General features: G+C 31.9%; 13 protein-coding genes. All 13 read right to left on the bottom strand.

Going from position 1 to position 13,151, the window contains the following annotated elements:
* On the bottom strand, positions 1-133 hold a 133-nt coding region (locus G440_RS21705; RefSeq protein ID WP_425393629.1), incomplete at its 3' end, for a helix-turn-helix domain-containing protein.
* A gap of 325 nt (positions 134-458) precedes the next feature.
* A complete protein-coding gene (locus G440_RS0115460) occupies positions 459-1,010 on the bottom strand; it encodes a hypothetical protein (protein WP_157418021.1) in 552 nt (183 codons plus the stop codon).
* Between the two features lie 155 nt (positions 1,011-1,165).
* Positions 1,166-1,939, bottom strand: coding sequence for an Abi-alpha family protein (locus G440_RS20790; protein WP_026452143.1), 774 nt, complete (start codon positions 1,937-1,939; stop codon positions 1,166-1,168).
* Positions 1,940-3,119: 1,180 nt separating this feature from the next.
* The gene (locus G440_RS0115435) at positions 3,120-4,016 is read right to left on the bottom strand and encodes a DUF4238 domain-containing protein (RefSeq protein ID WP_026452142.1); all 897 of its coding nucleotides are present in this window, start codon (positions 4,014-4,016) and stop codon (positions 3,120-3,122) included.
* A gap of 234 nt (positions 4,017-4,250) precedes the next feature.
* Positions 4,251-4,622 carry a hypothetical protein gene (locus tag G440_RS0115430; protein ID WP_026452141.1) on the bottom strand — a complete coding sequence of 124 codons (372 nt, stop codon included), beginning with the start codon at positions 4,620-4,622 and terminating at the stop codon, positions 4,251-4,253.
* Positions 4,623-4,818: 196 nt separating this feature from the next.
* Positions 4,819-5,310, bottom strand: coding sequence for a hypothetical protein (locus tag G440_RS0115425; RefSeq protein WP_034259704.1), 492 nt, complete (start codon positions 5,308-5,310; stop codon positions 4,819-4,821).
* 163 nt (positions 5,311-5,473) lie between these two features.
* Positions 5,474-6,595: a hypothetical protein gene (locus G440_RS0115420; protein ID WP_026452139.1), complete on the bottom strand. Its 1,122-nt coding sequence runs from the start codon at positions 6,593-6,595 to the stop codon at positions 5,474-5,476.
* A gap of 217 nt (positions 6,596-6,812) precedes the next feature.
* A complete protein-coding gene (locus tag G440_RS0115415; RefSeq protein WP_026452138.1) occupies positions 6,813-7,307 on the bottom strand; it encodes a hypothetical protein in 495 nt (164 codons plus the stop codon).
* A 170-nt stretch (positions 7,308-7,477) separates the two neighbouring features.
* Positions 7,478-8,608, bottom strand: a complete 1,131-nt coding sequence (locus G440_RS0115410; protein WP_026452137.1) for a TlpA family protein disulfide reductase — start codon at positions 8,606-8,608, stop codon at positions 7,478-7,480.
* 59 nt (positions 8,609-8,667) lie between these two features.
* Entirely contained in the window at positions 8,668-9,876 is a 1,209-nt protein-coding gene (locus G440_RS20085) for an aspartyl protease family protein (protein WP_051285422.1), read from the bottom strand.
* Between the two features lie 165 nt (positions 9,877-10,041).
* Positions 10,042-10,893 (bottom strand): hypothetical protein, encoded by an 852-nt coding sequence (locus G440_RS0115400; RefSeq protein ID WP_157418017.1) that lies wholly within the window; start codon positions 10,891-10,893, stop codon positions 10,042-10,044.
* A 556-nt stretch (positions 10,894-11,449) separates the two neighbouring features.
* Positions 11,450-11,929 (bottom strand): hypothetical protein, encoded by a 480-nt coding sequence (locus G440_RS0115385; protein ID WP_026452135.1) that lies wholly within the window; start codon positions 11,927-11,929, stop codon positions 11,450-11,452.
* 133 nt (positions 11,930-12,062) lie between these two features.
* Positions 12,063-12,581, bottom strand: a complete 519-nt coding sequence (locus G440_RS0115380; RefSeq protein WP_026452134.1) for a hypothetical protein — start codon at positions 12,579-12,581, stop codon at positions 12,063-12,065.
* Positions 12,582-13,151 lie beyond the last annotated feature (570 nt).

Here is a 13,151-nt window from a genome sequence, read left to right as displayed (position 1 = left end):
ATAGACCCATTTTCTCATACCGAGAAATCAACTTGTAGGCGGTAGGTCGCGATATGTTAAATGACCTACAAAGTTCTGTGATGGTGTAATTTTGAGTTAACCATTCGTGAATAAATTCTACCTTTTGTTCCATTTTAGTTTTTGCTTTCCAGACCATGATAAAATACTTTTTCAAGCAATTTATGAATCTTAAAAGTGTAAACTATGTCCCTTTAACTTTGTAAAGGATGTCCCTTTACCGTACCTTTATGGTTGCCAACGTTTAGTATAAAAGAAGTAGGGCTGTAAATAAGCGATAAATTTTCGGATTATCCACAAGCCAAATCTTTTGCATTTTGTTTTATATTTTTGTTCTAAAAGCCAAATCAAAAGATTTGGCGACCTCGCAAATATGCGAGAACAATGGGTTTAGCACTTAATTGCCCTATTTTTTTTATACTGTGTTGTGTGTTGTTTTTTTAGGATTTTGGTGGTCCTTCAATTTTAAATGTTCTGAATAAAGATAGAATATCCGATTTGGATTCATCTGTTAATTTGTTGTCTAACGCACTTGCATCTAAGAGATAACCTATTGTTTTATCAAAATAAAATAAAGAACGTGAGTATATTTTGTTATCGGACATATAAATTATCATTTCCAAATCGGCAAATTTTTTCCCGTCAATTATTTGTTCTCCTTTATTAAGAACTTCCAAAGTAAGTTCAGGATTTTCTTGATATTGTTTTAGTTGTTCATCCCGATACCAGGTCGAACTTAATTTTTCTTTGAAGTCATCTACTTTAACTGTAATATTCATATCTGGCAGATTGGTAGAATCGTTATCTATTGGAAAAAAGTTAATATAATTTTCCTGCTTTTCTATTTCGAAGTATTTATTGGGTAAGCAAAGTGATATGTTCATTCTATCATCCTCAATTCTATTATTACATTGAGAATTATTAGTTTCTTGATTTTGCTTACAAGCAATTAGATTTAAAAAAATCAGGAATAAATATAAAAATCTGTTCATAGTTTTTTTTAATAACACACAACGTTTGGTATATGAGCTGTGGCGTGTGTTGGCACGAACCTCTCCAAATAAAAACTGGCTTTGGAAAATCCGCAGGATTTTCCAAGTAAGGACAGAACAAGCCATAGCTTATATACGGTGTTGTAAAACGTTTTTTATTCCGACTTGCATTGTTTTATAAAATAATTTCCAAAAGCCGTTAAATGAAAATCATCTGAACCCATATAATTTGCTGTCAAATCTAAATTCAAATCGATTCTTGGGTCATCTTCATCATTTTCGTCATTTTCAAAATCCGCTGATGTTGAGCCATTATCTATATCAATTTGAGGTTCTTCGTATCTCAAAAGTCCGAGTGATTCCAAATTGTCAATATAGATTTTGGTAAACTCTTCGCTCAATTCAAAAGCATTCTTAATGGATTCAAAGTCAATCAGAATTTCCTCAATTTTAATATCGGCTTGAGTATATTTTTTATGCTTGCTATCTAATAATTTTGCTAATTTTAGTTGTCTTTGCACATCTAAATCTTCATAAACATAGTCTAATATTTTAGCCTCTAAAGATGATAAAGAAGAAAGTGTATTAATCAACCTCGGTTCTAATCCACTTTCTGCGGTCGTTGCAATATTAGAAATTAAATTTGCCCATTTGTCTTGTAAAAATTCATCATCTTCAACTGAAGATTTTTCAACTAATGGAACTAAAGTTTTTAAATTTAATTCTCGTGGTTCAAGCCCATTTTTATCAAGTAACTCTCTTGTTTTATTAAAAATCTTCACTTGATTTTTCAATCTTCTAAATCTCACATTATCAGCAAAGAGTTCGCCAAATTCCTTAATTGAAGGACCTAATAATTTAGACATAAACTTTTCCGTTTTGTCCAATATTTGTTTCGGTAAATTTAGTCCTTCAATAATTTCTTTCATTTAGCGTAATGTTTTTTTAAATGTTTTACAACGTCTCGGCTATGAGCAGTGCGGGGCAAAAATGCAATCATTTTCGATTTCGCAATAAGCCAAAACTTTTGTTCTTTAATTTCTTATTATTCTAATCGCCAAAAAGTTTTGGCGACTTCGTAAATATACAACTGCTTTTCGGTTTGGCACTTATCCCGCATTGCTTATAGCTTGTGTTGTGGGCTGTGTTTGCTCGCTCCGATTGCGCTCTGCTTCCGTTTTCTTTTTTATCTTTCAATGGCCATCGCAGAAAATCACTTGCGTTTGACGTTAAAACACAGATTTCGCAAATAAGCTTTCTTTTCCGCCGTTGCTTGGGTTCCGCTGATAAAAGTCCGACGCAATGATTGGATTTTTTTTCTTTTTATCCGCTACTTTTTTAAGTCCGCTGAACGGATTTCAGTTCCGATAAAATTCTTTCCGATATTTTTTTCTTTAATCCGTCCGCATTCCGCTGGATTTATTTCGGTTTTTATTGGTAAGAACGTAAATTTTTGAGCGTCGATTCCGTTTTTATTGGAATTCATTCTACATAGCCCACAACGTCTCGGCTATGAGCAGTGCGGGGCAAAAATGCAATTATTTTCCAACCAGCGATAAGCCAAAACTTTTGTTCTTTAATTTCTTTTTATACAAATCGCCAAAAAGTTTTGGCGACTTCGTAAATATAAAACTGCTTTTCGGTTTGGCACTTATCGCGCATTGCTTATAGCCAATGTTGCCTGGCGTTTTTGTATGCTGTTTCCATTATTATTCCGCACAGTAACTGCTTGGTCATTGGAATCCTACATTGTCATTGGGTTTCCGAAATTTCATTCTCTTTTCCTAAATTCCGCAATCAAGCTAAAGTTTCGGCGTTGCTCCGTTATGTTGCTCAAGGCATCGGACCGATTCCGCCGTTGCTTGCGTATTGATTGGAAGTCTTTTTACTCGATTCCGCTATGTTATTCGATTCCGCTTAATTGTCCGAAAAAAAATGAAAAAAAACGAACATTTTTTCTTTATGATTTATCTCCTTAAATGACAGGCAACGTTTAGTGTATGAGCAGTGGCGTGGGACATCACGGACAATTGCAAACAAGTACTTACCATTGGAAATTCCGTAGGAATTTCCAAGTAGGCGAGAACCAGCCATTGCTTATACACATTGTTAGCAAGCGTTTTTTATCCGTTCTAAATGTTTTTTATATATTCTTGATTTTTTTATTTTCTGTAAAACCCTTTCTTCTCCGAATATAATCTCTCTTGATGAATTTAAAATAGTTCGCTTAATAAATTCCTTTTTTTTTAAATATGAAATCCGTGTTTTTATGTGTACAGGATTTACTTCTTTGCATTTTTCTTTCAAATCAAGTTCTAACATAATATTTGGCGATATTGCTACCATAATATGCCCATTCTTCGCAAGAACTGGATTGTCAGATAGCGGAAAAATATTTTTTTTTAATTTGTAAATATTCCAAGTTGGAACAGAAAAAGGTGCGGATAGTTCAGCAAGTCCATTATAGTCACTAATTTTATGACGAATTGAAACTAAAAGCTCAAATTTTTCCAATCCATTTGCTTTATACAGTTCAGTCATATCATCCAATGAATTTGGATTTCTTAACGCCTGAAAAAGAACAAAAAAAGTGAGGTACGCTTTTTCATTAATAGTAATGGCTTTATCATTTAAAATAAGTTCTTCGAGATGAATCCTATATGATTCTTCCATTAAGGTAAAGTAGTTTTCAAAATCTAAAGTCAACTCTGATTTATCTTTTTTATATCGATTCTGGATATTTTCAAGTTCATTTGGGAAATTACGTTTTGTAAAATCTAAAGCACCTTCTTTCGTGATTGTGGCAAGTCCGAGTTTCTTTTTATAAAAAACATTTTGGGTTACATCAATGAATATTTTGTCGCTTTTTAAATTCAAAACAAAAACTTCTTTTTTCCTTACATTTTCTTTCAATTCGGGATTTAATCTTTTTCTATTTAAATAGTCAAAATTCCAATATGAAGTCCAAAAGCAAGGATTATAATGAGTTCTTATTGTTGTTTTCACAATTTTGGTTTTAAATGCTTGCTAACGTTTAGTATAAAAGAAGTAGGGCTGTAAATAGGCAATTACCTTTCGGATTATGCACAAGCCAAATCTTTTGTATTTTGTTTTATATTATTTTTCTAAAAGCCAAATCAAAAGATTTGGCGACCTCGCAAATACTCCTGAAATATTGAGTTTAGAACTAACTTGCCCTATTTTTTTTATACAGTGTTGTAGCAAGTGTTTTTTCGATCATTATTGCGCTACAAATTCCTTTTCACGAAATAATTTTTCCCAATCCGTAATATTCTTTTCAGGATTATCTTTGTCAATAGTCAGTTTAAATTTATAACCTCTACAATCATTTTTATCCTTGCACCAATTCGAAAACGACCAGTCTGAATTCGCACGGTCGGTATAGGTTTTATTCTTATACTCGTATTTAAACACAATACACCTGCCATTTTTGAAACAGTTTTCAATTCCAATGATTTCCGCAGTCAATTCGTAAGGGTTTTTTTCAATCTCTTTTTTATAATAATAACTCTGAAAAAAAACGAAGATTATTAGAATAACAAATCCTGCTTTCCAAATATTTCCGATTTGTTTTTTAGTCAGTTTTCTCAAGTTTAATTCTGGTTTTGAATTTCATTTTACATTTGCTACAACGTCTCGTATAAACGCAGTAGCGACATTGGCGCACTGACCTTTCAATTTATACCAGACCTTAAATTTATAAGATTACTTTCGGGTTTTACACTTAACCGCTATTGCGTTTATGCAATGTTGTGCATAGGCTTTATATCCAGTCTTCATTCCAAATTCAATCACTAATTTCACGTAAAATACTAATTTGTTCTTGCATATTTTCACGGACTTCTTTCTTCCACTTTTTAATCATCTTTTTTTCATCCGCTTTTAATTCTGGTGGCGGTGGCGGAGGAAGAATTCTCCAGGGTTCTTCAATATTAGAAGTTAACCCACATTCATTCAAATTGAAATTATCGGAAAATGCCCCGAAAAATAACCAATGTCCTTTCTTATTTACGTCTGGCTCACAATATTTCGGATTGATTCCTTTAACTGTCCTACCAACCTTTAAATTACCTTTAAATACTTCCAATACTACAAATTCATATTCGGTTTTATCCTCCGAAATTTTTTTTACCTCGCCTATGAAAACGTCCTTGACATATTCATATTCTCCAACTGTTGCAGTTCGCCAATTTTCTATCCGTGCGCAATCGCAAACTTCTACTTCATTTGTGACGGGAAGTAGAAATATCAAGATTATAATACTATAAATATAAGTCACGTTTTAATTTTTAGCTTATGCACAACGTTTGGTATAAGCGCAGTAGCGGGATTCACGCACTTATCTTTCAGTTTATAACTGACTTTAAATTTATAAAAACACTTTCATTTAAGCACTAACTCCGCTATTGCGTTTATACTCGTGTTGTGTGGCGTTTTTTTATTCAGAACGGAAGGGTTTCTTCTTTTTCCGATAAGATTCTAACTACATTTCCATTTCTTTTAAATTTTACAATAATTTTATTTTTTTCCTTTAATTCTATTTCTGCAAAAAGGTATTGATATTCCTTTTTTGTTTTTAAACCTCTGTAGGTCTGGATTTGTATTTCAATTGTTTTTGTAACAGTCTTATATTGAATGCTAAATTCACTATCAAGAGAATAATATGTGTGCCATTTCTCAATGTAACCATTTTCATTTTCAGAGTCTATAAAATATTTAAATCGGTCGCCATTATAGGGTAAAACGTATGGTTTAATAATAGGATTTGCAAAACAAAATCTATAAAATTTAAAATCAGGATTGTCAAATTTTTCGTGATAAAATATCTCTTTCTCTTTTTCGATATTTCTTAATTCAGCCTCCTTTTGAAGTTTCGTATTCCTCTCTCGTTTGTTTAAAGCTCTTATTTGGTCAGATTTAATTTCTGCGGTTAATATGTTCTCTAATTGAAGAAGGTTTTTAGTGAAAAATTCGCTCGACATTTCAAGAAAACCTATTTCTACAGAATTAACAATTCGTATCATTCCATCCTTTAAGTCTATAAATAATCGATTCGAATTTGAATATTTTGAAGTCAACCATTTATTAAGCCTTGTTTTTAATGGGTTTCTCTTTTCGGATTTAAATGTTTCTTTAAAATCAGATAAAGTGTAATTAGTTAAATCCAGTACTAAATAAGGAATTAATCCGTGTTTAGAATGAGCGAAATGTCTCAAGTCCATTTCATCTAAACTTACAGATAAAGTGTGCTGAAATTCAATTGCAATATTTTTAACCACACTATCTATTCTGTGATTTTCATTGTCAACATTTATTGTTATTTCGTAAGACTTAATTCCAAATTGTTCAGTTCCATAATTAAGTTCAATGTTTTCATATTGCCATATTCTATGCCATTCACTTAAATCATTGTCAATTTTATTGTCGGAAGGTATAGCTTTACGTCTTACATATGGCTTGCTTTTTCGCATTACCGATATAAAAATTGTTCCAGAATGGTCATACCATTTTCCTTTTTCCGGAATACAGTTTTTGAATTGTTCTATTTTTATCGGGTTTGTCATTTTTTTTTAATGCCACACAACGGTTTTGTATATGGCTCGTAGGGTGCAAATTAGCGATAACTATTCGGTTAAGCACGAGCCGAATTTTTTAATTTTCTTTTTATCTTAATTTTTCAAAAAGCCAAATTAAAAAATTTGGCGGACTAGCAAATATATCTTAACTTCGATTAAGCAACTAATTAGCTATGAGCTATATACGGTGTTGTGTGTAGTGTTTTTATTCATTCTCTTTTATTTTACTCAGTTCGTTTGTTATTTTTTCTTTGAATTTGAAAATGAACCCCAAAAGTATAATTGCAATGATATTAAAATTGATTTCTATCAAATCTTGATTGGCATTACGTGATAAATTCCAATTTACGAACCCAAAGTCAAATCCAACGATTGTGTCATTAGTCAATTCCACCGTCAGTCTTATGTAAAATCCGATTGCATAATTAAAAATATATCCTAAAATCGCAAAACTTAATATTTGTATTGCCTGTATAAAAATCGAACAGTTTAATCCTTTCAGATATTTTTTTTGGATGAGTAAAATTCCGCTATAGATTGAGAATGCACACAATCCAAAAAAAAGAAACATCGAAAATAGAAAAAATCCGTTAGAATTAAGTTTGTCATAAATATTGAAAGTCATTATTAAGATTCCAATAATTCCACCAACTATTTGATAATATCCTAAATATTCAATTCGGTTGTAAATTTTCTTCATTCACGATTTTTTTTTTACATTACACACAACGTTTGGTATAAGCGCAGTAGCGGGATTGACGCACTGACTTATCAGTTTGTAACAGACATAAAATCTTAAGATAAACTTCGAGTTTTGCAATTACCCGCTATTGCGTTTATACTCGTGTTGTGCAACGTTCTTCTGTACTATTAGTTTTCTGTTTCTTTTAATTTCAAAAATTCGTCTAATTCATCAACCGTAAAATTTCTTAATACAATCTTACCTTCATTGTCAAGCAAAAAATTTGACGGCACTGAAGTTATAAATAATTTTTCGGCCAATCCATTTTGATCAAGATACTGGTGCCAAGGTAAATTTTCTTTTTTCAAAAATTTGTTCCACGCTTTTTGGGTTTTCGTATCATCAATTGAAACTGCGTAAATATCAAAGAAATCACGAGATGTTGAATTATATATTTCTAATATATTCGGAAATTGTCTTATACAGGGAGCACACCAACTTGCCCAAAAATCAACTAAAAGATATTCTGATTTCAGCTCCTTAAATATTACTTCAGTTTCCTTTCCGTTAAATTCCAATAGTCTTGCATCTGGAAAATATCCATTAACAGAAAAAGTTCGGATTTCTTCTAACTTTTTATATAGACTTTGGCCAGAAGGAGTGTTTTTCAACTTGTCGCTCATTGCATTATACATATCCTCGTGAATAGGATTATAACCATAAATTGAAAAATTTTCTGCAAATAACCACATACCAACGTATGAATTAGGATTCTTCTTTAAATATTTTAGTAATACTATATTTTTTTCTTCCCTAATTTTTTTTCGACCTTGTATGATTTCCGACATTTTTACTTGTGAAAGAGAATCATTCCATCCATTTTTCAAGTTTATATCTTCTGCTACTAGGTCTTTTATTAAAGGAAGATATTTTTTTTGATATTCATTGTCGGTTTTAGAGTCAACAATAACAGGAGAGTCATCTATATTTAATTCGTTAAAATGAACGGATTGCTCTGTCGCATCTAGAAAAAATATTCCTGAAATGTCTCCTGTACCTGTCATAAACCTAAAGGCGTGTGGATATTCAATTTCACCTTTTATTATAAATTTTCCATCTACGACTTTGGTTTCGCCACTGGTAATTTGATACTTAGAAAAAGTGGAAGAAATGAAACCACTTGAAATTCCTAAAAGCTTTGTTTCTGGATTTTCGGTTGTTCCATTCAGTGTAAAATCTTTATTGTCTTGGGCTAATGTATAAGTACAGATTGATAGAAAAAATATTAAGTTGAATATTGTTTTTTTACTTTCAAACATTTTATTTAGAATTTAAGGTTTTGACTTTAAGTTTGGTTTGGAAATATCCTTTTTTTGTGTTAGAAGAAATGACATTTTTCTAAAGTGAAATTATAAACTTTACCATTTCTTAATACAGAAATGTTTATTTGATCTTCGGATTTTTCTGCAATGCCGTCTTTCCAAATTTCGCATCGTTCAGACTCAGAAATGGATGAAAGATCTCTTTCGTTAATGGATAGAATTGTGTCGCCTATTTCAAGATGTTTCGAGGCGCTAGAACCTTCAATTAAGTAACTAATGACTATTTGCTCGTTCGTTTGAGTAGTGCCATATCCAAAGGTGCTATAAGAATCTTCTAAAACGGCTTGATTTTCAAATATTTTAATTCGTTTTTTATTCCAATTTAGAATAACACGATAATTTTTGAAAAATCCTAGACCAATTCTATGAATAGTTGTTTTGTCGGCATAAACTATTTCATCATTTACAATGAAATCCCCAAATCTAATTTTATCAATTTTAGCAGTATAAAAATCATTATTACTGGCTTCTCCGAATGCACCAATTGGTATTGCACCAAAACCCTTAACAAATTTATTAATTCGCCCATCTTCTATTTGCTTATTAAGCTCTGAATATGGTATTACAATACCACCGTCATAGCCAAAATCTATTGGATTGTTATAAATTTTGGTGCCGTTTATGAAACTGGTTACGGAGGCAATCCCGCCATATCCCACATACAACTTAGATTCCGTGTAAGAAGATTTGATATCCAATTTAATTTCTCGATCTGTAATACGTATTTCCTTATTTTTAAAATCAAAATCCCATATTGCGTGTTGCATTAAATTAGAACCAATAATACCATCTATTTTTAAACAGTTATAGGGGAATATCTCAGTGAAGAAATCTGATATACCCGTGGTTGTATCTAAAAAATGAATTCCTCCTAATGAAATGGATTCAATTTTGGCATAACTCATATCTTGAATCGCACCTTGGATATCAGATACTTTTTCGGTACCGAGAATATTCAGGTTTAGCTTTTCCGCTAATTCTTTCGATATAATGTTCGTTGCGCCGGTATCCATAATAAAGTTATAAACCTTGCCATCAATTGTGGGTTGAACCACAATCCATCCAGTGCTTAAGTTTAAAGGGATAGTAGTTAAATAGTCAGTTTCAAGGGTTTTCCCCTCTTTAAAATACTGGCTTAGTTTTGAGCCTCCACAACTTGATAATGACAAAAGAATTAAAAAATAGAGTAGAATTTTATGTATCATTTAATTAAGTTAGTTGTTTTTAATGTTGCACAACGTTTCGTGTATGAGCAGTGGCGTGGTTCGTCACGGACAATTGCAAACAGGTACTTGCCATTGGAAATTCCGCAGGAATTTCCAAGCAGGCGAGGACAAGCCATTGCTTATACACACTGTTGTACACAGTTTTTATTTATTCAACATCCAATTTATTAATTTCTTTTTATCTACAATAGACCAACTATGAGGATGTCGTTCCCCATTTTCTCTATATCCTTTGTCTGTTGTTGGAATATATTCAACATTTTTAAACTCCAGTTTATTCAAAGATTCAGAAAGTCTTTTTATATGGTATGCGTTCATTTCTTCATATTCAGCCATTGTGTTTTTCTTCCACCACAGTGTATCTGGTTCGGTATAAAGTCTAATTTTCGTGTTTTTTAAATTTTTAATATTATCAATGTTGTTTGTTTTTGAAGTGAAAGCAGAATATTGTTCATATTTTGAAATATCGCTGTTTGGATTTCCAAATTCTTCATTGAAAGTTTGAAGTAACCAATTGCTTTCTTCGGTAAAGGAATTTCCTAAATCGCGTTTAACATTCTTTTCAGCAGTATCATATAATTCTGCTAAATCTATAGGTGAGTCTACAATGAAAACACCATTTGGAATTATATTAGAATTCGTATCAGTCATAAAACTACTGATTAATAGGGCAAGAGTTCCGCCACTTGAAAATCCACCAATGTAAATATTATCTATTGGTAGTTTATTCGATTTAATAATCTTTTCGAGCTGTTCAGATAATTTTAATAATTCACTTTCTTCAAGATAAAATTTTCGATTGTAATTTAAATATAGAACAGCGATATTATTGGTTTTTGCATTTTCGAGTATTTTGAATTCGCGTTTTATATCTTCAGCATTTTCTGGAAAACCACCAAAAAGTATTAAAACCGCTTTTATGTTTTCAGATGGTTTGTTTAGTACATAATCGTCGTTTATTATTTCTATATATTCAGTTTTGACTGAATTATTCATTTTTTTGTTCTCTTCATTTCTACAAGAAAAGGTGAAAACCATTAAAAATAATACTACTAAAAAATTTCTCATAAGTTCTTGGTTTAAATTGTGTACAACGTTTGGGCTATGAGCAGTGCGGGCAAAATTGCAATTATTTTCAAGGCTCCCACTAAGCCAAAACTTTATTTTTTACTTATTTTTCTGTTCGCCAAAATGAAGTTTTGGCGGCTTCGTAAATATACAACTGCTTTTCGGTTTAGCACAAAACCAAGCATTGCTTATAGCCTCGTGTTGTGCAATGTTTTTTCTCCGTTTTGATTCCGTTCTGCCTGCATTTCTTTTTTTTAATCTTTCACAGACCATCGCAAACGGGAAACGGCTTTCGAGGGCTTTTCCTTTCCGATGCTTGACATTCCGAAACCTTATTGGGAAAATGTGGATAAAAATCCGAGCAATATTTTTTTTCTTCCACGAACTTTACTTGACTAAAAACGGTCTTCCTCGAAATCCTGTCCGAGTAGCATTTTCATTATTTATATAGAAAATTTATAAAAAATGTTCTTCAGCATATCTATCAAGAACTCAATATTTCGAAAAACTTTAAAATCTCCATCAAGTAATATAGAGCTGCAACAAAAGTTCCAATTGCGATTACCCAAGTTAAAACAACTAACCAATAATTTAAACGAACGAGATTTCGAGCTTGTCGTTTCTGTTCAGACTGAATTTTTCCGTATTCAATCTCTTTCTTTTTGGTTTCTTGATTTTGGTTTTCGTAACCTCCTTCCTTTATAAAAAACAAGCCCTCGAATGATATTCTATAATAATTGTTGGTTCTGGGTGAATTAAATAACGGGTCCGTTGTTTTTTCGGATTCTTGATTTACAAAGCCATCCTTAACTAATTTTAAAATAGCTGAATGTAATGTTGCATTATCAATTGCTTTTAAAAAACTTGACTTCTCATTGATATCATTTCTTATGTATGCAAATTGAGTGTGTTCGGTCTTGGATAAATACCTTAATATTTCATCTAATATTTTTAAATGCTCCATTTTATTTTATCAAATATTGCACAACGTTTGGTATAACCGCAGTTACGGCTAAATAAACGAGGTTTTTCGGTTAAGCACTGACTTTAGCAATTACGCGTGGATTCGGACGAAGTCGAATCCGCCGTAATTGCGGTTATACAGTGTTGTGTGTAGTGTTTTTTTGCCCATTTTTTATTTCGCTCAACAATTCGGTTTCGCTATATTTTCTCTCTTTATAATTGATTAAAATTGGTTCTGAATTGGGTTCAGATTGGTTAAAAATCAGAAGTACGCCAGGAATTGGTATCTTAAATACGTCATCGTAATATTCTACAGCGTATTCATTTCCGTCCAGTTCCATTATTCTTTGAGTTTTTGGGAAATCATATTTTGAACGTGTTATTTTTAATTTTTTTAAGGTCCGTTTTTCAATTTGATTATATGGGGATTTTCGGAAAAATCTTTTTTCACGAAACTGCTTTAGTAGTTCAATTCCAATTAATGTCAACAGTCCGAAAACTGTGATTCCAATAGCAAAAAGACTTGGATAAATCAGATTTGTCCAATTTTCTACAAATCCGCCAAAAATGCAAATCAAAGTTGCTATTCCGCCGAATATTGAAAAGAGTAAAATCAGTTGATTTTTAATTGTATTTTGAAAATTTGCAGTCATATTTTTTACATTACACACAACGGTCTGGCTATGAGCAGTGCGCCAAAAACGAACTGATTTTCGGAATAAGCACGAAGCCAAAACTTTATTTTTTACTTAAATTCTCACTTTACGCCAAAATGAAGTTTTGGCGACTTCGTAAATATACACCTGATTTTGGATTAAACACGAACCCAGCATTGCTTATAGCCTTTTGTTGTGGGCCGGTTTCCCTTTTTCACAGGCTTTTGCTGATTAGAACTTGCCTTTGGAGCTTGCCGAAAACACGGTTTTTAATTTTCACAAATAAATACCTACCAAAAAAATCTTCATCCACTTGAGTCATCTACTATCCTAACCAAATAAGAAACTACGATCGTCGGAATCTCAAAATGCCCAGCTCTGATTTTGTAAATAAACATTTGCCAAAAAAATCTTCATCCAGAGAATCATTAAACCATCCTTCGTAAATAAACAATTACTTAAGATGGCATTTTGGGATTCCTTAGCCTAAAAACCGTGTTTTCATTTTGGCAAATAAGCCTGAGAATTATTAGCTAACTTTTGGTTCTTCTAACTGGCCCACAACGT

It is taken from the genome of Aequorivita capsosiphonis DSM 23843, assembly GCF_000429125.1.
Classification (GTDB): domain Bacteria; phylum Bacteroidota; class Bacteroidia; order Flavobacteriales; family Flavobacteriaceae; genus Aequorivita; species Aequorivita capsosiphonis.
The sequence above is the reverse complement of the archived record's forward strand: the minus strand, read 5'-3'. Positions and strand labels throughout refer to the sequence as shown.